The organism is Actinopolymorpha rutila, from assembly GCF_013407855.1.
GTDB lineage: Bacteria > Actinomycetota > Actinomycetes > Propionibacteriales > Actinopolymorphaceae > Actinopolymorpha > Actinopolymorpha rutila.
In genome coordinates, this window is the sequence record NZ_JACBZH010000001.1 from 4,131,160 (window position 1) to 4,157,089 (window position 25,930).

The following is a 25,930-nucleotide window of genomic DNA, read 5'->3' on the forward strand; positions in this document are numbered from 1 at the left end:
ATACGTCGATAGGTGCTAGGTTGAGGCCGGAACGGGAGGAGGAGCATGGCCAAGCAGGCGACCGTCCCCGACGACGACCTCCCCGGTGCCCGGACGACATGTGCGGCGAGCGAGGTCGAGATCGCGGCGGCCACACATGAGTTCCTGAAGGCACTCGCCAGCCCGACGCGTCAGCGAATCATGCTGCTCTTCGCCCGGGGGGCGGAACTGTCGGTGAACGAGATCGCCGAACGTGCCGGCGTCGGCCAATCGACCGCTTCCCAACAGCTCACTCTCCTACGGCGCGGAGGGATCGTGACCTCCCGACGTGAAGGGAAGGTTGTGCTCTACCGCGCCGACCGCGAAGGGACCCTCGCGGCCCTGGCCGACCTGCAGGCATACCTCGAGAACTGCTGTTGACCGGCGACGCCGTAGCGCGACCAGCTGCAGGCACCTTCCCGGAACCGGGTCGGCGCCACCAGAGTTCGCGACGACGGCTCAGACCGCAGCGGCGCGATGTACCGCTAGAGGCCAGCCAGGAAGAGGGCACCGGCTGCGAGTAGGCCGAATTCGACAAGGACGATGAAAGCACGGTCACTGATCCGGCCAACAATCTTCTTGCCCACCCATGCGCCCGCCAGAGTGGCTGGGGTCAGCGCGGCTCCATAGAGCAGTACGCGGGGCGTGAGAAGGTCGCCGGCACCGTAGGCGGCGATCTTGGTCAGATGCATGGTGAGGGCGCTGGCAGCCTCGGTGCCGATGTAGGCGGAGCGCGTCAGGCCGTAGGCGAGGAAGAACGGTGCGGTCAACGGGCCGACTGACCCGAGCAGCGCCGACCCCAGGCCGGAGGCCGCGCCGACGCCGGCGAACGCGGGGTCGCTGGGTTTGAACGGGTGCGGGTTGGCTCGCCGCCACACCACCACGCCGATGAGGAAGACACCGAGCAGGCGCTGGAGTGGCCCGAGAGGAGCCCGCGCCAACATCAGCCCCCCGGCGAACGCCAACGGCACCGCTCCGGCGGCGAACCAGCCGATCAGTGGCCATCGCAGATCCACGCGGTTCAACCACACGCGTGCGGCGTTGCTCGACAGTTGGGTCAGCGTAAGCATCGGAATGGCCACGCGTAGCCCGAACAGGAGCGTGAACACCGGCAACAACAAGACCCCACCGCCGAACCCCGCCACAGCCGACAGCAGAGCCAGAGCAAACGCCGCAGCCGAGGCCACCGCCAGCGTGCCCAACAAACCAGAAGTCACCCGTCCAGCCTGACGTAGACAATCCATCACCCCCGCTCAGGGGCTTACTGCGAGACCAAACCCAAGATCCCCGGGAGGAGAGCGACCACTAGATGGGCGCCCGTCCTCGGGCTTGCCGGGCGGGTTGGCTGTTGCCCGCGCGAGGCGGAATCTGCCCCTGTGCGGCAGGGCCCGAGGACCCTGCTCCCGCTGATACGGGCTGCCTAGCGTCGACAGCGGAAAGGTGTGACAGAAACACCCGAAGCAACGTCCGAAGGACCTGTTATGTGCGGATGGGGTGGCTGCGGATGGGGCGGCATGGGCGGGAGCGGCTGGCTCGTAATGTCGCTCTTCTGGCTGGTACTCATCGTTGTGATCGTGTGGGCTGTGACCCGGCTCGTCCATCCCGCAGGGGGACGGGGTGAGGTCGGGCCCGCGCGCCGGGAGGAATCTCCGCAGGAGATCCTCGACCGCCGGCTCGCCAGCGGGGAGATCGACACCGCCACCTACGACGAGTTGAAAGCACGTCTACCCGGACGGCGGCAGGAACCCCAATGAGCAGCTGGGTTCGGGATCGGCGGCTTCCCCTGGTCGTGCTCGTGGCCGCGGTGGTCGCGCTCCTGGCATCGATCCTGTGGGTAGGCGTTGGCGCTTACGGTCACGCCGGCGCGTCGGGTCCCGGCGCCCCTGGCTACGGCCGGATGCATGACCACGGCTGGATGCACGGCGACGACCACGGCTGGATGCACGGCGACGACCACGGCTGGATGCACCGGATGCACGGACCGGGCTACGGGATGATGTATCTGACGCCCGGGACCGGCCCGGTGGCTGACATGGCCGCCGCCCGACGAGCCGCGCAACGGGCCGCCGGTCCGTTGGGGCTTCGGGTCGGGGAGATCATGCAGTTCAGCAACGGCTACTACGCCGAGTTCCTCACCTCGACTGGCCGGCGGGCGACCGAGGTACTCATCGACCCCAGCGGCGCGGTCCACATCGAGTACGGCCCGGCCATGATGTGGAACACCACGTACGGCATGAACATGATGATGCGCCCCGGCGGCATGCCCGGGGATATGCCGCCAGGCCCGCCGGGCACCGGGTCGACCACGGCCTCGGTCAGTCCGAGCCAAGCGCGGCGTCTGGCTGACCTGTGGCTCCAGCAACACCAGACGGGCCTGCGGGCCGGTGATCCCGAAGCGTTCCCCGGCTACTACACCCTCCACACCCAGCGCGGCGACCGCATCGTGGGGATGCTGTCGGTCAACGCGCAGTCAGGCGCGGTCTGGTACCACACCTGGCACGGCCAGTTTCTGCGCACGCAAGAACCAGCCAGAACCTCCGCCAAGGGACGTTGAGGAGTCTGCGCCAGCTACGCCAACCAGCCAGCCAGCCAACCACGGCACCGAAGCAGTGCATCGATCAAGCAGGGCTCTGGGTCAAAAGCGCCGGCTTGGGCCGACGAGAGGATCTCCGCTCGCTTAAGTCCGAAGGTCCACACTTCGTCCGCGGGCCGGGTGGCCAGCCGGACCTCCCACAGGCTCGTCCGGGGTGCGGGATGGGGTGCGAAATGCCGTCTGCCGCTGTTCGCCATGGGGCTGGAGGGGGTGATCTTGGTGGTAAAGCTGCTGGTGAGGGCGTTGTAGACGCTGCGTGTGATTCTTCTAATCCGGGTTGTCGGAGGTTCGAATCCTCCCGGGCGCACCCGCTCTGACCTGCGGAAGCGCCGTCTGCCGACCCGTGAGGGATCTGCGAGCGGAGCCGCGAACCTGTGGGCGTGCCCGGCTAGCCGCCGACCGAAGGCCTTCGCCGCCAGCAATTCGTTCACTGCACGCCATGCCATCGCCCAATCCGTCCACCGAACGCGGCGAGGGCCGCCGACGTGCCGCGCATGTCTTCGACGAACGCGTCGATGACATCGCGAGGTCGGTGTTGCGGCCGGACTGGCTGGCCGCGAACCAACAGACCTCGTGGGCAGGCCACCGGTACTGGCCGTCGCCGATGGACAGCCGCGACTGCTCATTCGTCGCCGCTCAGCCGACGTGGACGTGCGGGCGGCGGGAGGGGTCGGGTTCGGCGCCGCGGAGGACTTCGCGGGTGACGGGGGCCACCTCGCCGACGCCGAAGAGGAAGAAGCGCAGGAAGTGCGTGACCGGATTGCCTTCGGTCCACTCGAAGTGGATGTGGGCCCTGACGGCAGGATCAGGGGTACAGGAAGCTGCTGACCACCGCGGCGCTGATCATGAGCGCCTTCCTCGTCACCAGCAGTGTCGTCACCACACTGCTGATTCCCGCCAAGGACTTCCAGCCCGGCGGGCCGGCCAACGGCCGGGCGCTTGCCTACCTCGCCCACGAACACCACGGCAGCGCGTTCGGCTCCGCCTACGACTGTCGACGGTCGCGATCTTGTGGTTCGCGGGTGCGTCGGCGATGGCCGGGCTGCTGAACCTGCTGCCGCGCTACCTGCCGCGGTACGGCATGGCGCCGCACTGGGCACGTGCCACGCGTCCGATGGTGCTGGTCCTCACGGCGGTGGCGTTCCTGGCGGTGATGATCGCCGCGCGCCGGGCACGGGAGCATCGCTGGACGATCGCAATCGGGGTCATCGCTGCCGTGTTCGTCTACACCACCTTGGCTAACGTCGTCGAACGCCCCGACGGGGTGAAGATCGGGGCGTGTTTCATCGCGGCGATCATCGTCGTGTCGTTCCTGTCCCGGTTCGCGCGGGCCTTCGAGCTGCGGGTGACCGACGTCGTTTTGGACGAGACGGCGCAGCGGTTCGTCCGTGACCGCGCTCGCCGCCGGGTGCGCCTGATCGCCAACGAGCCCGATGCGCGTGACCCGGCGGAGTACCGCGACAAGATCCGCCAGATGCGCGAGGACCACGATCTCCCCGACACCGACGACCTCATCTTCGCCGAGGTCGTCGTCGGTGACCCGTCACAGTTCGAGTCCGAACTGCGCGTACACGGCGAGGTGCTGCACAACCGTTACCGCGTCCTGAGGATGGAAAGCTCCACCGTCCCCAACGCGCTGGCCGCCCTCGTTCTCCACATCCGCGACCAGACCGGAACCCGACCGGTTGAGCACAGTCATAGTTCCTCACCGACCGGCTTGGTGAAACGTTACTTGCCGTAATGGTCGTGCCAGGACTGCGAGTACAAGAAGACCAGCCTGCGGACACCGGCCGAACGCGCCGCCTGTCCTGCCGGTCTTCGATGGCGAATCGTCGAGGACATCCAAAACAGGCTGTACCGGGTCCGGCGCACGTCACCGCCCGCACGGTCACCCGGACGTGGATCGCGGACGTGCTCTACGCGGCTATCGGCACGGGCCGGTATGAGATCGTGCAACGGGGCGTATGGAGTACACCGTTGACCTGGTGCTCGCGCGGATCGAGGACGGCACGTTGAGTCGTGGGCGGCTGGTGAACCAGTGTGAGGGGTTACGGAGTTCTTCGGCCTCTCCTGATATGCATCCCGCGCATACGCGGGTGTCTCCGGGGACCTAGATGTTTCTGGATCACATCTAGCTCTGAAGGCCCGCGGTGCGCACCGGTGTGCGAGTGGGGCACCGAACCTGTCGGCACCGCAGTCAACGTGGCGGCGCCAAGCGAAGGGATCGGGACGACGTCCGCACGAGATTCGCGCCGATGGTGATGGTGTGGCTCGGTGAGCGTGAGGTCGCGGTCGACCCTGACATCGAGACGGGCACCGGGGGTCTTGGCAGCGGCCGCAGAAGCAGGCACCGACGCGGCGTTGATGCGGTCGCTGATGACGCATGGTGACACCCCCGCCGAGATCAGCGGCGCATTGTGCGAGTTGTACCAGGAATACTGACCGGCAGCGGGGGGTAGGTATGCGCGCATGGTCATTTTCGTCGTGGTGGTCGTGGTCGCTTTGGTGGCTGGGGTGGCCGCCTACATCTGACCGTAGATCTTTCGTTTCCGCCCGTGTACGCGGCGCCTCGGTCTGCTAGGCGCCCAGACCTTCGGACACGGCGGCTTGGGAGGGGCTCCATCGGATTCGCCGACGCTTGACCGCCACGATCGCTTTGGTCGAGCACGTCCCAGTAGAAGTCAGCCACGGTGGTTGTCACATAGGACAAGACAATGTTCTCCTCCACTCGCTGTGAAGGTCGTCGTTGCCGGCGTCACTGTTCGCCCGGGCTCCCGCAGGCGCGAGCTGAGACCGGTCGTTCCTGCGTGAACGGCGGGCGCGAAACGGACGAATGAGACGGATGCCTGCCAGCCGACTCGTTGTCCCTCGACTGCATCACGGTGCGAGTATGGAAGAAGCGAGGCTGGCTCATGCAAGTCTCGCCCTCGCGTACCCCGGTGGCGGGACCTCACAAAGCGACCAGTTCGGCGGCGTGGCCGCAGGGAAGGCAATGTCAGGATGGCGCTCTTGTACAAGTTCGAACTGTCCATCCAGAGTGCCGAGACCTACGACCACCTCCTCCTAATGCTGGAGGAGGCCGGCGCGGGCTCTCCCCCGGGCCGCCTCTACCACGTCGCCTACGGGCCTAAGGACCGGCTGAAGGTTGTCGACATCTGGGATACACCGCCCGCCATCGACCGGGGGCAATTCCAGGAATTCGCCGAAACACTCGTTCCCGCTCTCAAGGAACTCGGAATCGTGCTGTACGAACCCGACGTCCACCAAGTACACACCATCATCAAATCTAAACGGACAGCCACTGAGCCGCGGCGACGTCTCTTGGTCAAGTTCGATCCGCCCGGGATGACCGCTGCACAGTGCTACCAGATCGCCGAGTCCCTCGATGAAGCAGGCCTGGGGGCACCGGCCGAGCGGCTCTACCACGTCTGCTACCGCGAGGGCGACGAACTCCGCATCATCTCCGTCTGGGAAGCCGAAGAAGCGCTCCGAGCCTACTTCGACCAACTTGTCCGTACCGCGGTCGATCTCGGGCTCACTGAGGTTGCGCAAACGGAGCCCGTGATCGAAGAGGTCTACCACATCATCGACGGGTCACACTGACCGCTCCTGTTTACATCCGCCTCCCAACCAGCCGGATTGAAAGCCCGAGCGGAGCGGTCATGGGTCACGCGGAGCGACGCCGCCGGCGCCACGTCACTGCTCGTCGGCCTCTCGCCTCGAGGTTCCGCGCAGCCGGGCAGGCAGCTGGGACCCATTGCGACCACTCCACTCTGGTGGCGGGTCGCCATCCCCACCACGACGCAGCCTGTCTCACGGAGTCCGAGTGTCGCCTTCCGGGTGAAGGTGGTGCATGTAGGCGTTGGTCAGCCCGTCGGAGGCGAGCAGGGTGACAACCAAAGCTGGCGTGAGGCTTGGGGTCCGTGCTCAGTCTCCGGCCGGCGAAGTGTCGTCGAGTGGGTTGCCCGCCATCCTCCCGTCGAGGTCGGCCCGGATCGAGGCTGCGGGCGGGCCGTCAGGTTTGCGCTCAGCCTGGTCGTGATAGAGCGTCAGGAACTCCTCGACGAAGCCGAGCCGGGGGTGACGCTGGAGCACGTCGGCCCTGAAACCGGACGGGATCTCCTCCGCGTGCCGGCCGGTGATCTCCACCCCGGCCGCCCGCGCTAGGAGGAAGCCCTGGGGATCCCCGGACTCCTCCACCCGGTCCCCACAGATGTGCCGGAAGATCAGCTGCGACAGGTGTTCCCGGCGGTCCACGGGCCAGCCCGCGCCGGCCGCGAACACACCGGCCACATGGCCGCCCGCCTTCTCGAACGAGATGGTGTGGCTGTCGAACTCCGGCACCAGGCCGAAGTCGTGGAACATCGACGCCACGTACAGCAGTTCGGGGTCGAAACGGATGTCCCGCGCCGCGCCGAGGGCCGATGCCCACAGGTAGACCCGTACCGAATGGTTGAGCAGTGCGGGCGAGAAGTAGGCGGACGCCATCTCCAGTGCGGCGTCCGACGTCTCGGTGTTCGACGGCACCGCGAGGCCGTCGAAGGTCACATCAGCCATACTCGTCTACCCCCTGTGTCCTGATCGGCGTTCGTCCTGCACGGCATCAGTGCTGCGTCGTGGTCCACACAGCCGATGTGTCAGCAACCTGCATCGATGGAACCGGCCGAGCAGCACCGCGGCCACGACCGCGCCGACCATCGGCGCGATCAGGTAGGTGGCAAGGAAGTCCGACTGGCCCGCGAGGACGGCGGGCCCGAACTGACGGGCTGGGTTGACGCACGGCCCGGTGACAGTCCCGAGGCCGACAATGCCTACGCCTATGAGGCCGCCGACCAGCCACGGCACGCGCGGAGCCAACCGAGGTGCGGAAAGGAAGGCTCCCACCAGCACGACGATCACGGCCATGCTCGCGGTCTCCGCCGCGAACAGCGACGCGTTGGACCAGCCAGGTGCGGGCCTGAGGGCGGAGTATGCGACAGGCGGTCTCGCGACCGGAGCGCCCCACACCAGACGGGCCAGCACTACACCCAGAACGGAACCCGCCAGCTGAGCCGCCCAGTAGGGCAGAACGCCCCGGCCCGGGAAGACTCCGAAGGGCCACATGGCCAGCGATATCGCAGGGTTCATGTGCCCGCCGGAGGCCCTCCCCAGCGGGCTGAGAATCAGCCCGGACAGCAGGAGACCCACCGCGACGCCGACCACGACCAGTTTGAGGTGAATATCGGGAACCGCCCGGGACACCGGTGACTCGCCGATGACCCAGCGCACGACGGTCGCCACACCGAACATCAGGACCATGGTCAGCCCCGCTTCGTAGGTGCTGTACTGCCACAGGTGACCCACCGGCGAGTCCTGAGGATCCGGCCGCGTCCGGTCAGCCGCGGAGGTCATCGGCGGGGCTATCGCTGCTTCGAGAGCCACTCATCGAAGGTGGTCGGCGTGATGCGGGCGTCCTCACCGGGCAGGAGTACGTCTCCGGCCATCTCCGGGCCGAGCAGCGACGACCAGGTGGGCTCGAGCCTGACCGGGTGGCCGCGCGCTTCGTTGGTACGCCTGGCCATGTCCACCAGGTCCTGTGGCTCCGGCCCGGCGATCTCGCGGTAGCGTCCCTGCGGCGCGCCCGTGGCTATCTCGGCGAGGACCTCGGCCACTTCCTCGGGGGCGATCGGCTGTACGAGCAGCGGTGGGATCGCGGCGACGCCGTCCTGCTCGGTCCAGCTCCTCATCGTCGCGGCGAAGTCGTAGAACTGGGTGGCCGGCACGATGGTCCACGGCACCGGCCCCTCGGTCACGATGCACTCCTGCTCACGCTTGCCGGCGTAGTGCGCGTTGCCGTCCACCCGATCCACCCCAGCGATCGAGAGCAGTACGTGGTGGCGGACACCGGCGCGTTCCTCAGCGGCGAGCAGGTTCCGGGTGGCCGTGCCGAAGAACGCCACTGTCTCCTCCCGGCCCGGCGCCATGTAGTTCGTCACGTCCACAACGGCATCCACCCCGGTCAGGGCGGCGTCGAGGCCCCCAGCCGTCGCCAGGTCCACCCCGAGCGAACGGCTGATACGGACGACGTCATGTCCACGTCGTGCCAGGGCCGCAACGGTCAGCGCGCCGATGTTCCCGGTCGCTCCCGCGACAGCGATTCGCATGGTGCCCACGGTGATCCTTCCTCCTCAGTCGTACTGGCCGTCCGCTGGCTCGCCCAACTCAGGCACCCCCTGCTGGGCACCTACGACCCCGGGTCGTCGACCTTGAGTTTGTCCCCGGTGTTCGAGACGAAGACGACCAGGAGCTTGGCCGGTTCAGTCCGGCTGGTGTTCTCGGTGAGGACGTGGTGGCTGCCCGGCGGCTCGACCCAGTTCTCGCCCTCGCGGTAGGTCTTCGCGGGCTTGCCGGCGAGTTCGCTGCGAACGACGCCTTCGAGCACGTACGCGTACACGAACGCCTCGCCGTGCCGGTGCGGCTTCGCACGCGCATCTGGCGGGAAGGAAACGATCACCGAGGTGAACGCCTTACCTTTGACATTCGGGAGGCGCTGCTCGAGCAGTGGCTTGAGACTTTCCGTCGGCCGCTTCGATGCCACGACGGCAGTCGACATCTTCGCGTTGGCGGGCTCGTCCGTGGGGCAGGCCGCGACTCCGGTCAGCGTGACAACGGCCAGCACGCCGGCGGCGACCCTCGTCCCAATCATGACTGGTCTCCTGTTCGCTCTGCCGTCGCGCGGAGGTTCTTTTGCTGGTGACGCTGCGGGGCCGGCCGTAGCCGTACGACTCCCCTACCCGCGCTCCTAGCTCGGCCCGCAGACGACATCAGCGGCCATACGAGCGCCTGCCCGACACCGACATGGCTCACTACCCACCACGCTGGCTGCGAAGCGACGAAGGCAGGAGGGGATCATGGCAGCCGGTACTGGGGCCCAAACGTCCATCCAGGGACCGGGCACGTCACCTGGCGGTTGGCGCGGTTCGGGTGGCTGGCGGGGTGCGTCGGTGAGGGAGGTGGCGGCCCAGGTCGGGGTCTCTGGCCAGTCGGTGCATACGCGGGTGGGCCGGTATCTGAGTGAGGGCGTCGCCGGGTTGGCTGGTCGGTCGTCTCGGCCGGCTTCGTGTCCGCATCGGGCGCCGGAGCGGGTGGAGCGAGATAGTTCGCGCAACGGAACGCCGTCGGCGTCAGGGGGCTCCGGTGGCCTGTACCCAGGGGTTCGACGCGTCTCGACGAGTTCTATCGCCACATCTCGCAGCTTGACGTTGGCCTGGGACGACACACGGACGAGCACGTTGAAGGCCTGATCCGCCGTGAACCGATATCTCTCCATCAATATGCCCTGCGCCTGCGCGATCACCGTTCTGGTATCCAAGGCGACGCTCAGTTGATCGATCCTCTGCGCACCGACGACCGCCACCGCAGCATGCGCTGCCAGCGCCTGACCCTGCTCTACGTCATCCCTGCCGAACGCATTGCGGGAGCGGGCGTAGAGGTTCAAAGCTCCGACGGTATGGGCGTAGGTGAACAGGCGAAGACACATCATGCTGCGGATTCCGGTTTCCTAGGCGACACGGCTGCCCCACTGAGACCAGCGGGTGTCCGTCGCGAGATCTGGTGCGAGCACGAGCTCTTCCTTGCGGATCGCGTCAAGACACGGCCCCTGGTCCAGCTCCTACTGCAGTTTGTCGACCCTGCGCTCCACGTCGCTGGTGGCGGCCGGGGTATATATTCGGCCGCCACGGTGCACCAGCGAGATCGCTGCCTCTTCGGCGGCGCCTACCAGGCGCACCGCCAGTCCGACAGCTTTGTCCAAGGTGGCCTGCGCGTCGGTCTCATCCTGCAGCTCTCGGGCTGCGTCCGCGATGTGGCGGGAGAGCGGACCGGTTTCCATCGTTGCCCCACAAAGGCTTAACCGGCGCCCCCCGCCATGCCGGTCCTCCCCCTGGCGCACCCGGATCGGAGGACCCCCATCTTGGAAGTCGTCGGGTGCGCACTTCACATCCCGCCCTCGTTGGGCAGGAGGTGGGCGGTGTGTGGGAGTGGGTCGCCGATCCGCATCCCTTGTCCGGCTTCCATGGTGACCTGGCGTACGGCGGAGTCGTGGCCGGATCCACGGGTTTGCAGGATGGCGATGGCGCGCTGGATGTTGCCGGCGTGTTCGACGTAGCGGATGTTGATTCCTACGTCGGCCAGGCTTGTGCTTTCCAGCGCGATGGCGGGGGTGATGGTGGAGGTGAAGCGGCCAGATGGTGCGGATGTCAGCAACGTGGTGATCTCGCGCTCCCGTAGCACCGCGCCCAGTGCTATCACGAAGTCCAGGAGTCCTCGGGGAGTGACGATGCGCTCCAGCGCCGACAGGGTGTCGATGACCAGCCGGTTCGGCGAGAATTCTTCGACGTTCCTACGCAGGCTGAGGAAGTGGTCCTCCAGCGAGGCTGCCTCAGGGTAGACCGAGACCACTCGCAGCAGGCCGGACTCCTCCATAGTCGTCAGGTCGAGGCCCCACCCTGCCGCACTTCGTACCAGCCGGTCACGTGGCTCGTCGTAGGTGTAGAACAAGCACCGCTCTCCGCTTGCGTAGGCGGCCCGGGCGAACATGAGTCCGGTGAGTGTCTTGCCGGCGCCGGTGGGACCGGTGAGCAAGATCACGGCATCTTTGAAGACGCCTCCCTCGCACATCTGGTCCAAGTCGGGTGTCCCTGTCGAAACCCGGACTGCGGACGCCTCCTCGCGGGGCGCCAGGAAAGCGAGCGGGATGATCACCAGACCTTCGCCCGGGTCGATGGTGAACAGCCACTCCCCCGTCCGGTGCCGGGCACCGCGGAACTTCACGATCTCGATCGTGCGGCGACGCCGCTCGGCATGCAGCAGGTTTCGCAGAACGATCACGTTGTCCACGACGTACTCCTCGGTGCCGAGAAGAGAAACCCCGTCGTGTTCCTCCCGCCGCTCGGCTGTAAGGACCGACGTGACATCGAGTTCCTTCAAGCTGGACACGAACCGCAGAAGTTCTCCCCGTACGGTCGCCACATCCGGATACCTGGCCAGGATCGCCCCGATGGAGTCCAGCGAAACGCGGGCGGCGCTGATCCGTCGAATGGCGCTGGACACGCGGCTGACCAGGGCGGCGTAGTTGTAGGTGCCGGACGTGACTGTTTCGGTCGCGAGATGATCGGAGCCGTCGACGAAGGCCCACAAGCCCTCCCGCTCCCACTCATCGATCGGGAAGCCGAACCTCCTGGCGTTCCGGCGGATGTCCTCGGCCTTCTCCTCGAACGTCACGTACACACCTGGCTGGGAGTAGTCGGCCACGCCGCGGGCCAGGAACTCGATCGCGAACAACGTCTTCCCGGTACCTGTCGTGCCGGTGACCAGGGTGGAACTGCCGCGCGGCAGACCTCCAAGGGCGATCGGATCCAGACCGCTGATCCCCGTAGGGACTTTCTCGGCGGGTTCACTGTCAATTGTCACCGGACCGCCTCCTTTCCAGCGGGTCAAGCGGTGCGGGGAACCCGAGCGCCGCGGCCGTCCGCGCGTCGTCCGACAGGTCGCCGATCACCCGGAACTGAGGCAGTGGCTGGGTGCGCACAACGGTCGGCGTCACGAAGATCCCGAACTCCTCAGCAAGCTCAGGGTCTTCTCCCACGTCCACGACCTCAAGGCGGTACTGGCCGCCGACAAGTTCATCGCACAGCCTGCGCAGATGGGTCGCAGCCCGCCTGGAGGACTCGTCCGGACCAAAGACGAACAACGTCAGTACGTACGGTGTCCAGGGAGGGAGCGCGTCCTTGGTGTCCTCATTCACAGGCTTTGTCCCATCGGTGCCTGCCCGCGGATTCTGGCCTCCTCCGACGAGTGAGGGGACTCCCACAAATCTATTCCGAGGGCTGGCAGATGGGGACAGCTTCCGCTCACGCTGAAGGCTCCGACGGCGCGGTTGAGCCAGCCGCGTATTGGGAACGGGGCAGACAGGTTGGCCAGCTCCCCAACGTCCCTGTCCGGCGGAGGGTCCTCCGACGCGAAGGCCCTCCGCCACGCTAAGCCGGGCGCAAATTGCCCGGAGAGATCTGAGCAAAAGTCCTGCGGCCAGGCCGGTTTGGCCGTACGGTTGCCCCCTTTGGCACCTCGAACCACCGGGATGCAGTCCGAGAGCAGAGCCGGAACCTTCGCTCAGGGCCTGGACCTCGACCCGTCATGGACTTCTGATGTCCGTCCACATTGCCTTCCCCCGTGTGCATCTCCAGCCGCCGGGCGACTACCTCAGTAGCTGTACCGGTGAGGAGAAATGGGCGTGCGCCCCGTCCGCCATGGCGTCGCCCAGCTGTTGCAGGGCGACGCCATACCCGTCGACGTCCGCCAGGAGCCCGCCGATTACAGCAGGGCTGCCGAGTTGTCGCGACAGGCCGACGAGGCCATCAAAGGTCTTGACTACGTCGGAGCACTGCGGCCTGCCGGTTGCGCGCGGCCGCACTGCTCGGCATGTGCAGGATCGTCGGCCGAACCATCGGAATCGACACCCCCCGGTGGCAGCAGGCCGGTGATCTGCCACGTCTGTGACTGGACGCCGTAGTAGCGTGGGACGGCCGCCGCGGACTGCAGGGTGTGTGATGCCGGTCAGGATCGAGTCCGTGGCCGGCATCGCAAGGTGTGCGTCATGCCATCTCGGGTCGGCAGGGGCAGACGACAGTTGCTGGCGTTTTTGTACTTCGCTGCTGTCGGACCTATTCATCGGTGAGTGGTGAGCTGTGCCACTTCCAGGTGGGCCCTACAGGTGTTAGCCCTGGCAGCGGGGTGCGACCGGTGGCCCATCTCAGAGCTGACCAGGGATCGACGTTCGTAACGTCGGCTGCCTCGAGTTCAGCATGGCGGTCGGGGAACATCCTGGCGAGGACCCAAGCACAGGTGTCTGCGGGGGGTTGGAACGGCAGATTGAGCCCTGTCGCGATGTCTCCGGTGTGGACGAGCAACTCGATGCATCCCATACCCGCCGTCCCCTCAGCGTCTGCCGCGCCGAAGGGATGAAAGCCGCGATCGGTTGGCTCCGCGCCTCGAACCACAGCGGATAGAAGATGACCGCTCACCTCGAGCAGTTCGAGCACGTCCGACGGCGTTGCGTCCTCCAGGGCTCGGGAGAAGAAGCTCACGTAGTGCGTCTGCGTCATACTCGCGAGCTGGAGCGCGTACAGCTGCATGCAGTGTGCGGTGTGATCGGCGGTGAACCGGCAGGTCCAATCCAGGGGCCCGGCCGTTCTCTGCCAGTCTTCGATCGTTCCCTGTTGTAGGGCGGCGACGGCGCTGCCGATTGCCCGGTCGAGATGATCGGTTGCCTCCACAGTGACTCTCCGAATCGATACGCTCGGCCCATCCCTCTGACCTTTGCCCCTCTTCATGACACTTACGCGGCGTCAACAGGCTGGTCAGATGGTGGGAAGCAAGCCGCCAAGTCTCTATCTGTGGGGATGGCCACCGTGACCACGAGCTGCTTGGCTGGCGGCCGGTCGGCGACGAGCGGCCCGCCGGCCCGCCGGCCCGCCGGCCCGCCGGCCCGCCGGCCCGCCGGCCCGCCGGCCAACAGCATGGTCAGTGTCCGGCTCTCCAAGGAGATGGCCGCTCTGTTCGTGTGTCCTGTGCGCGTTCTGCCCAATGCCCGAGGATGTTTGTTCTGTCGGCCGCATCGCTTGATCAAGGTGGTTGATGACCTCTCCGAGTCGGCTGCACGTCCGTTCGAGTTCTGCGCGCGATCGCTGGCGCTCGACGAGAGCTACGGAGAGGAGCAGTGCGACCAGCGCAACCGAGCCGTTGAACATTTGGAGGATCACCATTCTCTCGGCCAGGCTGTGCCCGGCGAAGACCCCTGTCCCGCGCAGGGCAGCGGTGATGGCCACGGTCGAGGCGAGTAGTCCGACGGGTGCGGCCCCGGGAAGGTGGAACCGCCACGCCACCCAGACGATCAGCGGGAAAGTGAGGAACAGGATCCCGAACACCGCTTCGGTGATGATGACGAGCACGAAGGTGACCGCGAGCAAGGCAATAATCTCGGTCGATTTCAACGTATCGACGTCGCGTGTCCATGGGAGCTTCACGAGGGTAAGCAGCAGGGGCGTAACCAGCAGGACACCCATCGCGTCACCGGTCCACCAGGTCAACCACGTCGCGAGGAAGTCGCTAGCCCGTATGTCACCCCCGAGCATGAGCAGCGTGGTTCCGATGGTGGAACTGATGAGCATCGCACCGAAAGCGGCGAGGAACACCAGCGCAAGCGCGTCTTTCAGCCGGTCGAGTTCGGTCCGGAAGTGGATCTTGCGCAGTGCCCAGTACGCGCACGGGCAGGCGAGGGTGGTTCCGATCGCGGTGGGAATGTTCGCAGCTGGAGGGCTTGTGAACCCGTTGGCCGCCATCGAGCCCAGCATGATCCCGGGCCACATCCAAAACCCGAGGAGCAGGAGGGCAGCCAACCCGAGGCCGGTGGGCGGCCAGATGGGGCTGGCCTCCCCTGGCTCCACCCCCACCAGGAGCCCGAGTCGTGCCGTCAGCAACGAGGTGACGGCGAGCCCAAGGTTCAGCGCACCGACCACCAGGGAGCGTCGGAGCCTGCGGGAATCCCCAATACGACTTGACGCTAGCTCGGACACCCAGTCACGCTGCCGATGCCAGGCAGGGTGACAATAAGGTTCAGACCGGAACGGTGCGACAAGGAGCAGATGGGCGGCGTCTAGTTGTTGTGGCTCATGAGGTTGTTGACGGTAGCCAGGGTGTGAACGAGGGGTAGATCGCCCGACGGCAGGATGGAAGTGCGACCAACCGTCCTGCTCACCGAAAGGGATCTACCCCTCGTGTCCCACGCTAGCGCCCCGTTGACTCCTGCCGGCCGGCTGCGTCTTGTTACCCGGTGCCAGACCCGTCCGATCGCACACGTGGCTGCGGAGGCCGGTGTGTCACGTCAGTGCCTGTCGAGATGGGTGAACCGCTACCGGTCCAGCGGCGACGCCGGCCTGCTCGACCGCTCCTCGGCCCCGCATTCCTCCCCGTCACAGACACCGGATGAGGTGGTGGAGCTGATCGAGAGCTGGCGGCGAGAGCACAAGTGGTCCGCCCGCACGATCGCCGCCGAGCTCACCCACCGCGGCCACCGGGTCTCGGTCGCCACCGTAGGCCGGTGGCTGGTCCGCCTGGGCATCAACCGGCGCCGTGACCTGGACCCGTCCGGTGCGTCGAACCGGCGGCCGGAGCGGATCACTGCCCGCTATCCGGGGCACATGGTGCACCTGGATGTGAAGAAGGTCGGCCGGATCCCCGATGGTGGCGGCTGGCGGGCCCACGGGCGCGGCAGTGACGCCGACCGGGCCGCCCAACGCGCCAAAGCCAAGAAGAAGGGTGGTGCCAAGGCGGGCTACGTCTACCTGCACTCAGCCGTCGACGGGTTCTCCCGGCTGGCCTACACCGAGCACCTAACCGATGAGACCGCCAAGACGACCATCGGCTTCTTCCACCGGGCACGAGCGTTCTTCGCAGCCCACGGCATCGTCCGGATCACTCGCCTGGTCACCGACAATGGTGCGAACTACCGGGCCGGGGCGTTCGTGCGCACAGCGACAGCCTTCGCCTCGCGCCACCAGCGCACCCGTCCCTACACACCCCGCCACAACGGCAAGGCCGAGCGCTACCAGCGCACCCTGGCTGAGGAACTCCTCTACGCCCGCGTGTGGACCAGCGAAGGCCAACGCGCACGAGCGATCCAGGTGTGGAACATCCACTACAACTACCATCGAGCCCACACCGCCGCCGGCGACCAACCACCCGCCTCACGCCTCCACCAGACCGTCACCAACGTCACGACCCGCAACATCTAGTGCCTTCCGAACCTTTCCGGTAGGGCTCTGTGTATCGCCACAGCTGGGTCACGACGAGCCCGGTGCCGATCGCCTTGAGTTGTCGATGGCCTGCCCCGTTACCCGTGTTCTTTGCGAGCATCATGTCCGTGTCTGGTAGGCGCTCGAAGGTCACGGGCATCTGGACAATCGCAAAGTCCGTCGGGAGCGGGTCAGTCGGCGGTCTGGTCACGCAGGTCGGCGATCCGTTCGCGTTCGTCGGCGATCCGTTCGCGTTCGTCGGCGATCCGTTCACGTTCGTCGGCTCGGTCCGCCCGCTGGTCGGCGGCGCGTTCTCGTTGGTCGATAAGCCGTTCTCGCTTGTCTGGGCCTAGCCGCCACTGATACGACGCTTCGTCGCGCATCCTTGCGCTCTTCGCGCGAAGTTCCGCCTCGGCCATCCGAACTTCTTTGGCATCGCGGCGGGCCTCGGCGGCTCGCTCCCGCTGAATGGCGGCAAGTTCGCGTAGATCTTGAGCCTCTTCAAGCCGTCGAGCCGAGCCTCTGCATGCCGGCTCATCGGTTGCGTCGTCCGAGCCCATATCGTCCATGGTAGGCATCATGCCGCCTACCAGGGGGAACGCATTGGCCAACCGCACCTTATTGACGCACTTTGGCTACAGGGTCCGGAACCTGCGCCAATCACCTGCTTTGTCACAGTCGAGTTCCCTTCAGGCCAGGAGTCGGTGACATGCTTGCCCGTCTCCCCTGGCAGCATCAGTGGCTGTGGCCTCACGGCGCCGAGTGCCATCGCCCAGTTTCCGGGGGCCAATCGGGCCGACGAGACACTCGGTAGAAATGTCCAGTCGTGCAAGAGGGCAATGCCGTCACGCGTTCGCGTCCAGGCCGGCCCGCATTCGTCGGGACTCCTGCCCCGGAGGAACGTCGGTAGGCGGAGACGCTGGCGGATTATGGCTAACCCTGGCGAGGATCTCCTGGGCAGGTACGGCGCATGCCTGGCCCGCTGCCATGACCATCGCTGCCTCGGCCCGTACGGGATCGGTGTCAAAGGGGATGATCAGGAGATGGACGTTGGGAAGCTCGGGGAAGGTCGCCGTGAGCATGGCGCCCGGCTGAGTGGTGTACCAGCCGACCCTGACCACCCGACCGCGCACCCGGATGCGCACTGACCGGTCCTCCCAGCCGTGCGGGGCGAGCATGAGGCAGATGGCTGCGTCACCGCACCATTCGTCCACATTGACGATCAGCCCCGGCAGTTCGATGAGAGGGTCGTTCGACCGCGGCCACCAAGCGCCATGAACCAGCGCGCGGCGCGAGAGGGACGGCCCCCATCTCAGGCGTGGACTGACGATCGACGGCTCCGCTTCGAAGGAGCGGGAACTACTGGTCATCCAAGCCACGAGGGCTCCTTTCGCTGCCGGCGGGTGACATCGCCATCAGGTCGAGCCACTTCCGGCAGCGACCATGCCCGGAGGCATCCAGCAGATCGCTGGCCAACGCCGAGATCCGACGTCTGGATCGATGAGGAGGAGCTAGGGCGGCAGACATGTGGACTCCAAGTCGACTTTCGCCGCCCGGAATACAGCGACCCTACGCTGACCCGTCCCCCGATGGCCAGGCTCGTCTGGGCAGACTCCGCCAAGGACGCTCGCAGGCCGGACGGACCGGCTGATTGCGCAGCACTCCGTCAGTTTCAGACCTAGCTCTACCTTGCGCTTACACTCAGGCCATGGACTCAGGCCAGTACGGCGACGATTTCATCGACATCGACATGGCCGTCCTCAGTCGACAGCAGGACGCCGAACGGCGTCGCCAGGCCACCACGGAGCGAGAGACCGCGGCACAGGAGCGCGCCGAATACGAACGCACCCGCAAGCTCGCGGCGATCGTACGAAGGCACTCGGCCGAGCGACGTCTCCGCCTCGCCGACCCGCAGCGTTCCCGCCTCGGTGGTCAAGTTCACGCCGTGAGTTGTCCGGCGCCGGACGCAGCCCGCGACGCCTACGAGCGGCGTCAGATGGCCGATGCCCGCGACGCGGCAGCCGACGAACGTGAACGTCGCGCAGACAAACGCGAGGCCGCCGCAGACGAGCGGGACCGCCTCGGGGACCTTCGCGAGGCCTGGCTGGATGAGCGTGAACGCGGCCTTGACATGGCCGCAGGGACGTAGCACGTCCGGGGCCCGGCCGCGGTCATGCTGCCCTGCGCCAGTGCGCTGCGCGAGCGTACTGACCCCGGAGCGCGGGCGCGCGTGTTTGGTGGACCCCAGGTCGAGGTTGATAGGCGTACACGACGGGCCCGGGCGGCCCCGCGAGAGCAAGCGACCATCAGAACCAAAGGCGATGATCACCTTCAGCCCCTAGCTGACCTGCGGCGATGCTGGCCGAAACGCTGTCTGAAGTGTCATCCGGGGCCGCGTACACCTGTTGTTCATTGACAGAGCCATTGACAGCCGGCGGGCGCGTCCAGCGGGCCTCGCGGAGTGTTGTCCCCTCGCTGAGCGACGCGCTACGAGTGGGTTCTCGTGTGCAGGTCGTCGTCCGACCGGGGATCCGCTGAGCGTGGTTCGGTGATGGTAGGTGCTGGGCATTGACGGCTGGCGAAGGCCCTTCGGAGGCATATGAGGGGCATCGCCCGCCCAGCTAGGGTCGTCGCATGAGCGTGCCCGAGATTGGCGAGCCGGTGAGTTTTCGGATGCGCAAGTGGGACGGGTCACCGCACCGGCAGATGATGATGGTGTATCTGGGGTTGGATGCGTACGGGCGCTGGGCCTCTATCCCGACCGGTGTCAGGGTGTTCGGGTCCCCGGGCCGGGAAGCGCGGAGAGGAAACAAGTGGGATGGAGAGCGGAGGTCAACGGGGTCTGCTGAGCATCCTGGCAGGCCTATTGGGTGCCGCAGTCCTCACCTTGCTTGCCATCGGACTCGCCTATGACAGTCATGTCCTGGCTACGCGGGGACAGGTCGCGGATGCAGTCGTCCTCGACAAAACCCTGCCCAAGACCTCGAAGGAGGCCGCGAGGATCACGGTGCGCTTCACCACCAAGGACGGCCACCAGGTCGAGGACTGGACCGAATCGTTCGTCGACCACGACCCGTCAGTGCACAAGGGCGACACGATCCAGGTGATTTACGACCCCGACGACCTGAAGCGCCCCGGGTCTCGTGGAGGCTCTGCCCTGAGACCCAGGGCGATTCAGGGTCACGGGGTTGCCACGTCCCCGATCTGGTTGTGGACCGGCCCCGTCCTCGCCGTCCTCATCCCAGAGCTGACGGACCAGCGCCAGCTCCCGGCAGTCTCCTACCGCCGCTTGGCCCGCACCCGTGCCCGCACATCCGGCGATGACCCTCCCGACCACCAAAGGGTTCGCCGAATCCGAAGGACACCGCCGCCGACTCAGCCGCGGAAAGTCCGGACGTCCGGAGTCCGGCGTCCGAGTGGTGAATCGCCTTATTTTTCAGGGGATTACCCTGCCTTCGCCGCAGCGTGCGGGCCGCGGCGATGGACCGTTCGATGACCGCGGACCGCTTGGACGTTGAGATTTCCAACCGCCGACACCCCGGCGAACGCGTCGACGACGAAGGCCGTGTAGACGAAGCCGCTGATCAGGAGGACGTAGGTGAAATCCGCCACGAACAACGTGTTCGGAGCCTGGGCGCCGAACTGCCGGTTGACCAGGTTCCGGTGCCTGGGGGCCGCCACATAAGCCGCGAGCCGCTGCGCGAAACCGGGTGGACATGGCCGGGACTGCGCAGATTTCGCAACAAATCGGGGTTACAAGTTGTCGCCATACGGTTCCGCTCGGCCCCGGTGAAGGTATACGTTCCCGATCATCAAACGTTCCCGGTGCGAATCCGTACGGGGAGCACGTCGGCGAACCCGCATCTCTGTATGGATAAGTGACGGCTCTGCTGCGCAGTGTGCGCGTGTGTCGTCGGGTCCTCGTTCTAGTACCTCTGAAGAATCGCTAGGCAGAACCCTCCTAGCGCGGCATTGATCACTTGATTGATGGGAGGAACTGATGAACGCAACACCAGGCCCGTTCGGCCCCGAGCTCTCCCGGCGACGGGTGCTCGAGATCTTCGGCCTCGGCGCCGCGGGGGCCGCCGTGCTGGCAGCCTGTGGCGAGCACAGCGGCAACGGCGGTGGCGGCGGAGGGGGCGGTGGCGGCGGAGAGGCCGTCTTCAACGGCGCCTGGCCCTACCAGGTGCCGCCGAAGGGCCACTTCAACCTGATGGCGGGCGTCACCGACTCGATCAACCCCGGCGCCTACTTCGACCTCATCTTCCTGCCCGGTGGCATGTACTACTGGGACGCGAAGAAGTGGGAGCCGATGCTCGCCGAGAAGTGGGGCTTCGACGAGGTGGCCAAGACCTTCACCTACACCCTGCGCAAGGGCGTCAAGTGGAGCGACGGCAAGGATGTCACCAGCCAGGACGTGATCAGTACGTTCTTGTGCCGGCGGGTGATGCGCCAGACCGAGTGGCAGTTCCTCTCCAAGGTCGAGGCGAAGGACGACCAGACGGTCGTCTTCACGATGAACAACCCCTCGAGCGTAGTCGAGCGTTACATCGTCCGCGCGAACATCCTGAGCTCCGCGACCTACGGCGACTTCGGCAAGCGGGCCGAGCAACTGTTCACCTCCGGCAAGGACCTCGACAGCGCCGAAGGCAAGAAGCTCAACGAGGAACTCCAGGCCTGGCGGCCCAAGAACGCGCAGAACGAGGTCGTCACCAACGGTCCGTTCACCTACGACTACAACAGCATCACCAACGCGCAGCTCACCCTGGTCAAGAACAAGAAGGGCTGGGCCGCGGACAAGGTCAAGTTCGACAAGATCACCCTCTACAACGGCGAGACTCCGACCATCACACCTCTGGTCCTGGCCAAGAAAGTCGAGTACGCCACGCACGGCTTCCCGGTGGCCACCGAGAAGCAGTTCATCGCGAAGGGCATCCGGATCCTGCGGCCCCCGGTCTATTCCGGTCCGGCGATCTTCTTCAACATGGGCAAGCAGCCCGAGTTCAAGGACGTCCGGGTCCGCCGGGCGTTCGCCCACGCGATCAAGCGGGACGAGGTGGGCAAGGTTTCCCTCTCCGACTCCGGCGTCGCGGTGAAGTTCATGGCGGGCTTCTCCGACATCCAGGTACCGGACTGGCTGAGCTCGGAGGACCAGGGCAAGCTCAACCACTACGAATACGACGAGAAGAAGGCCACCGACCTGCTCACCCAGGCCGGCTGGAAGAAGCAGGGCAAGTCGTGGATGAAGCCCGACGGGACTCCGGCCAAGTACGAACTCACCTTCCCCTCGGAGTACGCCGACTGGTCCGCCACAGGCGCCAACGTGGCCCAGCAGTTGTCGGACTTCGGGCTCGGCGTCACCGGCAGAGGGGTGACGTTCACCCAGCAGCCGATCGACGTCGACAAGGGGAACTTCCAGCTGGCGATCCAGGGCTGGGGATCCTCGAGCAGTCCGCACCCCCACTTCGCCTTCGTCGCGGACCTGTTCACCCACAACATCCCGGTCGCGGCGAACCAGGGCGGCAAGGGGATGGACTTCCCGCTCAAGCAGGACACCGACACGCTCGGGAAGGTCGACCTGGAGAAGGCTGTCACGAACGCCGGTGAAGGTCTCGACCAGGAAGCTCAGAAAAAGAACGTGGCGACTGCCGCCGTGGCGTTCAACGAGCTGTTGCCGATCGTGCCTTTGTACGAGCGGTACGGCAACAACGCGGCGCTCGAGGACCACATCGAAGGCTTCCCGGCCGACGATGACCCGATCCTCAAGAACTCACCGTACGCGGACAACTTCGTGATCATGCTGATGTTCCAGGGGAAGATCCGCCCGAAGAACTCATGAGGGCCGAGTTGCCCGGTCCGAAGAGCCGGACAGTACGTGAATGGGGGCCCCGCGACAGTCGCGGGGCCCCAGCGTTTCACGCCCTGCCCCGCCACCTCCGCGCGTCTCTCCTCCGAGCGCAGGTCGAGCACCGCCGGGGTGCGGTCCCCGCCGGCAGCGCTGCCCTGTGCGAGGCGCACATCTCACTACCCCGCCCGCTAACGGTGCAGGAGCTCGCGCCTCATCACTGGTCGGGTCGGGTAGGTACGTCCGATCTCGGCAAACCCGGCCCGTCGGAACATGGCGAGAGTACCCGTGAAGACTGCGGAAGGGGACGGGATGCGGGCGAGCCCGTCGGTGTCAACTGGGTGGCCGTCGAGTACCGACGCACCGTGCTGCGCCGCCCAGTCCACGGCAGCCTCGAGCAGAGCGACTCCGATGCCGCTGCCCCGATGCTCGCGGCGAACCACGAAGCAGGAGACCCACCACGCGTCAAGGTCTTCATCAAGGATGCGGGCAAGTGCCCGGTGCTCGGTTATCCCAGGCAGCGTCGACCGCGGCACCGCTCGCGTCCAGCCGACCACGTCGCCATTGAGGTAGGCCAACAGACCGACCGGAGGATCTGCTTGGTGGATCTCACGCTGCAGCGCGTCCCGGTTTGTGGGCTCGTCGTGCCGACGAAAGCGTTGACACCAGCACGATGTGGGGTTCTTCTCCCGGGGGCCGAAGACCCGTCCGAGTTGTGGCCATCTCGCAGCAGTCGCCGGCACCACACGCACTGTGGTCATCGGTTCGGATCCCTCCTGCTGCACCAGCATCTCTGTCCGTCGTTCTGCATCGACTGACCAAGACGCTAGACCTCGACGATGACAGGCGCCTCGAATCAGGTGCCCTCGCTGAGCTGGGTGACTCCCGGCGAGGGGGATCGCGCTGTAGACACTCTCATGCCGCTGTCAGTACGTCATCCGCGGTGACCGCTCGTGCCACGATGCCCCGGTCGTGCCTGACGAGCGGTTCCCGCCGATCCGGTTGTGGGATCATTCCGGGCGCAGATCGTCCGGAATGGCTCGTAGCCTCCGAGGCGGGAGCCACGAAGCGAAGGAATGGACGACCTATGGCTGGCTACGCAATCAATCATCTGGACGAGATTGAAGAGCTCGAGGACGCGGGTAGCCATTACCGGCCGATCCGACACCACTTGGGCATCACGGCCTTCGGGGCGACGGCGTGGACCGCCCATGCGGCGGGTGACGTGGTCATCATCGAACACGACGAGGACGATCCGACCGCGGACCAGGAGCTGTTCGTCGTCCTCAATGGCCGGGCGGTGTTCGAAGTCGACGGTGACCGGCTCGACGCGCCTCCCGGCACTCTCGTCTTCGTCTCTCCCCGGACATCGCGGAGGGCCACAGCCACGGAGGCCGGGACGACCATCCTCGCGCTGGAAGGCACACCCGGGAACGCGTATGTGGCTCGGGGCTGGGAGCTGTGGGCTCCACTCGCCCGTCTGTACGGAGCGGGCGAGTACGCCGAGGTCGCTGATCGCCTAGGTGCGCTGGTTGCGACCAATCCGCAGTACCCCATGTTGGTCTTCAATCTCGCCTGCTGCGAGAGCCAGTGCGGTCGGACGAGCGAGGCCCTCGCCCACCTTCGGCACGCCATCGGGATGTCGGACGAGTTCCGGGACGCGGCAAGGGTGGATTCAGACCTGGATCCTCTCCGTGACGAGCCGGCCTTCAAGCGCCTGATTGGGCGCTAGAAGTCCCCCAGGCTTGCCTGGTGGCGTCCGACTGCGACACCAGCAGTTCAACAACGGAACCGCACTCAACTGCCGCGATCAGTACGTGCCCCGCCGGCTGGGACCGATACGAAGCTGCACGATGGTGGGCACTGTCCCGGTGGCTGCGCGACCATCCTGGCGATGACCGCGCGCCCCGGGTCCGAGCAGCCCGTGACAGCGGACAACGCCACCACCTCACCTGGGGACGACGCTGCACGGGCTGGGGCGTTTCCGTCCTCCAACCCGGCGGGCGTTGATCTCCCGGCACGCTGAAGCACCGCCCGCCGCTCCCCGCCGCACCAGGCCGTTCTCGCGCCACACCCGCACCTCGGCCAACGACATCGCCGCGGGGTGCGGGACTGGGTGCGAAACGCCGTCTGCCAGTGCTCGCCAAGGGGCTGGTGAGGGTGATCTTGGTGGTAAAGCTGCTGGTGAGGGCGGTGTAGAAGATGCGTGTGATTCTTCTAATCCGATGGTCGGAGGTTCGAATCCTCCCGGGCGCACTCTGACCTGCGAATATGCAGTGCCTGGCCGGGCTTGTGCGGGCCACAGGTGCGAAATGCTCAAGGTCCCGACGTAGGCGAGGATGATTCGGCAGCGCCAAGATGCCGATCGGTCGAGTAGCGCGGGCCCGTGGTAGCAGGGTTTCCTTCAGGTCGGTGCAGGTAGCGCAGCCATAGGTCGGCAGGCTTGCCACGACCGTGGCTGCTGCGACGACGAGCCGTACTTGGTCAACTCTGAGGGGGTAGGTGCCCGTTGCGCTTGGTGATACAGAGCACGACGCCGTCGGCGCTAGCGCCGACGGCAGGTGCGTTGCCTCCCAGGTCCGCCATAGCGCAAGCGCCCACCACAGCACGTCCTTGTCGGCAAGTGCGCTACCTGGCTGGACAAGCCGGCTGGCGTCGGGCGGCCGGGGTGGCCGCCGGGATCACCGGTGCGAACCCGGCCTTGGTGTCCGCACCGGTGGGGAGGTGACCTGCGCTACTTGCCGCTGAAGACGGGGAATGCGCTGTGGTCGCCGTAGTCCTGGAACCGCAGGCTGCGCAGCACGTCCATGTCCTCGCCCGAGATGACGAAGTCGACCTTGGCGTTGTCGCGCATGTGGTCAGGGTTGGCCGTCTTCGGCAGCGACACGGTGCCGAGTTGGAGGGTGTAGCGGATGCACAGCTGCGGGACGGTCACCGAGTAGCGCTCCGCGATGGCGGCGACGTCGGCGTTCTTGAGGATCTCGCCATGGGCGATCGGTGAGTAGGCCTCGACGAGAATGCCCTTGCTTTCGCAGTAGGCGATGAGCTCGGCTGGAGTGTTCCCCACGTGCACGAGCAGCTGGTTCACCTGAGGCGCCACCGTGCAGGTCCGGAGGATGTTCTCGAGGTCTCGCCGCTCGAAGTTGGAGACGCCGATGGATCGCAGCTTTCCTGCCTTGTAGGCGTCCTCGAGCGCGCGCCACGCCTCCCGGTTGCCCTCGGCGTAGTCCCCGCCGCGGAAGTCGGCCCAGGGCTGCGGGCTGTGGATCAGCATCAGATCGACGTAGTTGAGTCCGAGCGTGGCGAGCGACCCGTCGATCGCGGCGGCGGCATCGTCGTAGTTCTTGACCTCGGCCGCCAGCTTGGTGGACACGAACAGCTCTCCGCGCGGGACGCCGCTGGTACGGACGCCCTCCCCCACGCCGCGCTCGTTGCCGTAGGCCTGGGCGGTGTCGATGTTGCGGTACCCGGCCGCAACGGCCTCTCTGGCAGCTTGGGCGGCCTTGTCATCGTCGATGAACCACGTCCCCAGCCCCAGCTTCGGGATGGTCACCTCGTTGGACAGCGTGTACGTCTCGTTCAAGATCATGGATCTGTTCTTCCTTCGGTTATGAGCTGTGCGGGAATTGCCTAGCGCCACCTCGC

General features: G+C 66.3%; 25 protein-coding genes and 1 pseudogene. 11 read left to right on the forward strand and 15 right to left on the reverse strand.

Translation table 11 applies throughout. The features are described from left to right. Nucleotides 1-45: 45 nt before the first annotated feature. Nucleotides 46-399: an ArsR/SmtB family transcription factor gene (locus tag F4554_RS18425; protein ID WP_179788718.1), complete on the forward strand. Its 354-nt coding sequence runs from the start codon at nucleotides 46-48 to the stop codon at nucleotides 397-399. 104 nt (nucleotides 400-503) lie between these two features. On the opposite strand, the gene F4554_RS18430 is transcribed toward F4554_RS18425, so the two are convergent. After that, on the reverse strand, nucleotides 504-1,235 hold the full coding sequence (locus tag F4554_RS18430; RefSeq protein ID WP_337796093.1) for a sulfite exporter TauE/SafE family protein: 732 nt from the start codon (nucleotides 1,233-1,235) through the stop codon (nucleotides 504-506). A gap of 357 nt (nucleotides 1,236-1,592) precedes the next feature. Between F4554_RS18430 and F4554_RS18435 the strand changes: the two genes are divergently transcribed. The 5 genes from F4554_RS18435 to F4554_RS18450 all read left to right on the forward strand — a co-directional run bounded on the left by F4554_RS18435 (nucleotide 1,593) and on the right by F4554_RS18450 (nucleotide 6,214). After that, the gene (locus tag F4554_RS18435; RefSeq protein WP_202889344.1) at nucleotides 1,593-1,772 is read left to right on the forward strand and encodes an SHOCT domain-containing protein; all 180 of its coding nucleotides are present in this window, start codon (nucleotides 1,593-1,595) and stop codon (nucleotides 1,770-1,772) included. Between the two features lie 41 nt (nucleotides 1,773-1,813). After that, nucleotides 1,814-2,572 (forward strand): hypothetical protein, encoded by a 759-nt coding sequence (locus F4554_RS18440; RefSeq protein WP_202889345.1) that lies wholly within the window; start codon nucleotides 1,814-1,816, stop codon nucleotides 2,570-2,572. Nucleotides 2,573-3,456: 884 nt separating this feature from the next. Further along, a complete protein-coding gene (locus tag F4554_RS31530; protein WP_202889346.1) occupies nucleotides 3,457-3,660 on the forward strand; it encodes a hypothetical protein in 204 nt (67 codons plus the stop codon). Then, on the forward strand, nucleotides 3,645-4,352 hold the full coding sequence (locus F4554_RS18445) for a hypothetical protein (protein ID WP_202889347.1): 708 nt from the start codon (nucleotides 3,645-3,647) through the stop codon (nucleotides 4,350-4,352). The genes F4554_RS31530 and F4554_RS18445 overlap by 16 nt, the downstream gene beginning before the upstream one ends. 1,268 nt (nucleotides 4,353-5,620) lie before the next feature. Beyond that, the gene (locus F4554_RS18450) at nucleotides 5,621-6,214 is read left to right on the forward strand and encodes a hypothetical protein (RefSeq protein WP_179788720.1); all 594 of its coding nucleotides are present in this window, start codon (nucleotides 5,621-5,623) and stop codon (nucleotides 6,212-6,214) included. Nucleotides 6,215-6,538: 324 nt separating this feature from the next. Here F4554_RS18450 and F4554_RS18455 read toward each other — a convergent pair whose 3' ends face one another. From F4554_RS18455 to F4554_RS18470, 4 genes are all read right to left on the reverse strand, one after another. Beyond that, nucleotides 6,539-7,168 (reverse strand): HD domain-containing protein, encoded by a 630-nt coding sequence (locus F4554_RS18455; RefSeq protein ID WP_179788721.1) that lies wholly within the window; start codon nucleotides 7,166-7,168, stop codon nucleotides 6,539-6,541. Between the two features lie 6 nt (nucleotides 7,169-7,174). After that, on the reverse strand, nucleotides 7,175-8,002 hold the full coding sequence (locus tag F4554_RS18460) for an aquaporin (RefSeq protein ID WP_179788722.1): 828 nt from the start codon (nucleotides 8,000-8,002) through the stop codon (nucleotides 7,175-7,177). An 8-nt stretch (nucleotides 8,003-8,010) separates the two neighbouring features. Next, nucleotides 8,011-8,754, reverse strand: coding sequence for an SDR family oxidoreductase (locus tag F4554_RS18465; RefSeq protein ID WP_179788723.1), 744 nt, complete (start codon nucleotides 8,752-8,754; stop codon nucleotides 8,011-8,013). Between the two features lie 80 nt (nucleotides 8,755-8,834). Beyond that, on the reverse strand, nucleotides 8,835-9,296 hold the full coding sequence (locus tag F4554_RS18470; RefSeq protein ID WP_179788724.1) for a cupin domain-containing protein: 462 nt from the start codon (nucleotides 9,294-9,296) through the stop codon (nucleotides 8,835-8,837). 205 nt (nucleotides 9,297-9,501) lie between these two features. Here F4554_RS18470 and F4554_RS34045 point away from each other — a divergent pair, with 205 nt between their 5' ends. Next, entirely contained in the window at nucleotides 9,502-9,894 is a 393-nt protein-coding gene (locus F4554_RS34045) for a leucine zipper domain-containing protein (protein ID WP_420360755.1), read from the forward strand. Here F4554_RS34045 and F4554_RS34050 read toward each other — a convergent pair. The 6 genes and pseudogenes from F4554_RS34050 to F4554_RS18500 all read right to left on the reverse strand — a co-directional run. After that, a pseudogene (locus F4554_RS34050) lies at nucleotides 9,831-10,133 on the reverse strand (ANTAR domain-containing protein); the annotation flags it as partial. The gene F4554_RS34045 and the pseudogene F4554_RS34050 overlap by 64 nt on opposite strands. A 129-nt stretch (nucleotides 10,134-10,262) precedes the next feature. Next, a complete protein-coding gene (locus tag F4554_RS18480) occupies nucleotides 10,263-10,481 on the reverse strand; it encodes a hypothetical protein (RefSeq protein WP_179788726.1) in 219 nt (72 codons plus the stop codon). A gap of 104 nt (nucleotides 10,482-10,585) precedes the next feature. After that, on the reverse strand, nucleotides 10,586-12,061 hold the full coding sequence (kaiC, locus tag F4554_RS18485) for a circadian clock protein KaiC (protein ID WP_337796094.1): 1,476 nt from the start codon (nucleotides 12,059-12,061) through the stop codon (nucleotides 10,586-10,588). Next, on the reverse strand, nucleotides 12,051-12,461 hold the full coding sequence (locus F4554_RS18490; RefSeq protein WP_202889349.1) for a circadian clock KaiB family protein: 411 nt from the start codon (nucleotides 12,459-12,461) through the stop codon (nucleotides 12,051-12,053). Before F4554_RS18490 ends, kaiC begins: the two co-directional genes overlap by 11 nt. Before the next feature lie 850 nt (nucleotides 12,462-13,311). Beyond that, entirely contained in the window at nucleotides 13,312-13,980 is a 669-nt protein-coding gene (locus tag F4554_RS18495; RefSeq protein WP_179788727.1) for a hypothetical protein, read from the reverse strand. A gap of 57 nt (nucleotides 13,981-14,037) precedes the next feature. Continuing rightward, nucleotides 14,038-15,165, reverse strand: a complete 1,128-nt coding sequence (locus tag F4554_RS18500) for an MASE1 domain-containing protein (RefSeq protein WP_179788728.1) — start codon at nucleotides 15,163-15,165, stop codon at nucleotides 14,038-14,040. Nucleotides 15,166-15,423: 258 nt separating this feature from the next. On the opposite strand from F4554_RS18500, the gene F4554_RS18505 reads away from it, so the two are divergent. Beyond that, nucleotides 15,424-16,440 carry an IS481 family transposase gene (locus F4554_RS18505; RefSeq protein ID WP_179787644.1) on the forward strand — a complete coding sequence of 339 codons (1,017 nt, stop codon included), beginning with the start codon at nucleotides 15,424-15,426 and terminating at the stop codon, nucleotides 16,438-16,440. A gap of 191 nt (nucleotides 16,441-16,631) precedes the next feature. Here the strand turns inward: F4554_RS18505 and F4554_RS18510 are convergent, their stop codons facing one another. Next, nucleotides 16,632-17,009: a hypothetical protein gene (locus F4554_RS18510; RefSeq protein ID WP_179788729.1), complete on the reverse strand. Its 378-nt coding sequence runs from the start codon at nucleotides 17,007-17,009 to the stop codon at nucleotides 16,632-16,634. Nucleotides 17,010-17,285: 276 nt separating this feature from the next. Then, nucleotides 17,286-17,810, reverse strand: a complete 525-nt coding sequence (locus tag F4554_RS18515; RefSeq protein ID WP_238342121.1) for a DUF5994 family protein — start codon at nucleotides 17,808-17,810, stop codon at nucleotides 17,286-17,288. Between the two features lie 338 nt (nucleotides 17,811-18,148). On the opposite strand from F4554_RS18515, the gene F4554_RS18520 reads away from it, so the two are divergent. Both F4554_RS18520 and F4554_RS18530 read left to right on the forward strand, forming a co-directional pair. Next, nucleotides 18,149-18,589, forward strand: a complete 441-nt coding sequence (locus F4554_RS18520) for a hypothetical protein (protein WP_179788731.1) — start codon at nucleotides 18,149-18,151, stop codon at nucleotides 18,587-18,589. A gap of 1,851 nt (nucleotides 18,590-20,440) precedes the next feature. Continuing rightward, a complete protein-coding gene (locus tag F4554_RS18530) occupies nucleotides 20,441-22,279 on the forward strand; it encodes an ABC transporter substrate-binding protein (protein WP_179788733.1) in 1,839 nt (612 codons plus the stop codon). A gap of 197 nt (nucleotides 22,280-22,476) precedes the next feature. Here the strand turns inward: F4554_RS18530 and F4554_RS18535 are convergent, their stop codons facing one another. Further along, nucleotides 22,477-23,076, reverse strand: a complete 600-nt coding sequence (locus F4554_RS18535; protein ID WP_202889350.1) for a GNAT family N-acetyltransferase — start codon at nucleotides 23,074-23,076, stop codon at nucleotides 22,477-22,479. Nucleotides 23,077-23,372: 296 nt separating this feature from the next. Here F4554_RS18535 and F4554_RS18540 point away from each other — a divergent pair, with 296 nt between their 5' ends. Next, nucleotides 23,373-24,017 carry a TPR end-of-group domain-containing protein gene (locus F4554_RS18540; protein WP_179788734.1) on the forward strand — a complete coding sequence of 215 codons (645 nt, stop codon included), beginning with the start codon at nucleotides 23,373-23,375 and terminating at the stop codon, nucleotides 24,015-24,017. A gap of 1,002 nt (nucleotides 24,018-25,019) precedes the next feature. Here the strand turns inward: F4554_RS18540 and F4554_RS18545 are convergent. Beyond that, nucleotides 25,020-25,874 (reverse strand): aldo/keto reductase, encoded by an 855-nt coding sequence (locus tag F4554_RS18545; RefSeq protein WP_179788735.1) that lies wholly within the window; start codon nucleotides 25,872-25,874, stop codon nucleotides 25,020-25,022. Nucleotides 25,875-25,930 lie beyond the last annotated feature (56 nt).

Excerpts from the sequence above, each read along its gene's own strand:
- F4554_RS18445 (WP_202889347.1), top strand. The coding sequence starts at position 3,645 with ATGGCCGGGCTGCTGAACCTGCTGCCGCGCTACCTGCCGCGGTACGGC.
- F4554_RS18535 (WP_202889350.1), bottom strand. The coding sequence starts at position 23,076 with ATGCTGGTGCAGCAGGAGGGATCCGAACCGATGACCACAGTGCGTGTG.
- F4554_RS18520 (WP_179788731.1), top strand. The coding sequence starts at position 18,149 with ATGGACTCAGGCCAGTACGGCGACGATTTCATCGACATCGACATGGCC.
- F4554_RS18495 (WP_179788727.1), bottom strand. The coding sequence starts at position 13,980 with ATGAAGAGGGGCAAAGGTCAGAGGGATGGGCCGAGCGTATCGATTCGG.
- F4554_RS18545 (WP_179788735.1), bottom strand. The coding sequence starts at position 25,874 with ATGATCTTGAACGAGACGTACACGCTGTCCAACGAGGTGACCATCCCG.
- F4554_RS18480 (WP_179788726.1), bottom strand. The coding sequence starts at position 10,481 with ATGGAAACCGGTCCGCTCTCCCGCCACATCGCGGACGCAGCCCGAGAG.
- F4554_RS18470 (WP_179788724.1), bottom strand. The coding sequence starts at position 9,296 with ATGATTGGGACGAGGGTCGCCGCCGGCGTGCTGGCCGTTGTCACGCTG.
- F4554_RS18455 (WP_179788721.1), bottom strand. The coding sequence starts at position 7,168 with ATGGCTGATGTGACCTTCGACGGCCTCGCGGTGCCGTCGAACACCGAG.
- F4554_RS18510 (WP_179788729.1), bottom strand. The coding sequence starts at position 17,009 with ATGGACGATATGGGCTCGGACGACGCAACCGATGAGCCGGCATGCAGA.
- F4554_RS34045 (WP_420360755.1), top strand. The coding sequence starts at position 9,502 with ATGGCAGCCGGTACTGGGGCCCAAACGTCCATCCAGGGACCGGGCACG.
- F4554_RS18515 (WP_238342121.1), bottom strand. The coding sequence starts at position 17,810 with ATGACCAGTAGTTCCCGCTCCTTCGAAGCGGAGCCGTCGATCGTCAGT.
- F4554_RS18460 (WP_179788722.1), bottom strand. The coding sequence starts at position 8,002 with ATGACCTCCGCGGCTGACCGGACGCGGCCGGATCCTCAGGACTCGCCG.
- F4554_RS18425 (WP_179788718.1), top strand. The coding sequence starts at position 46 with ATGGCCAAGCAGGCGACCGTCCCCGACGACGACCTCCCCGGTGCCCGG.
- F4554_RS18540 (WP_179788734.1), top strand. The coding sequence starts at position 23,373 with ATGGCTGGCTACGCAATCAATCATCTGGACGAGATTGAAGAGCTCGAG.
- F4554_RS31530 (WP_202889346.1), top strand. The coding sequence starts at position 3,457 with ATGAGCGCCTTCCTCGTCACCAGCAGTGTCGTCACCACACTGCTGATT.
- F4554_RS18530 (WP_179788733.1), top strand. The coding sequence starts at position 20,441 with ATGAACGCAACACCAGGCCCGTTCGGCCCCGAGCTCTCCCGGCGACGG.
- F4554_RS18465 (WP_179788723.1), bottom strand. The coding sequence starts at position 8,754 with ATGCGAATCGCTGTCGCGGGAGCGACCGGGAACATCGGCGCGCTGACC.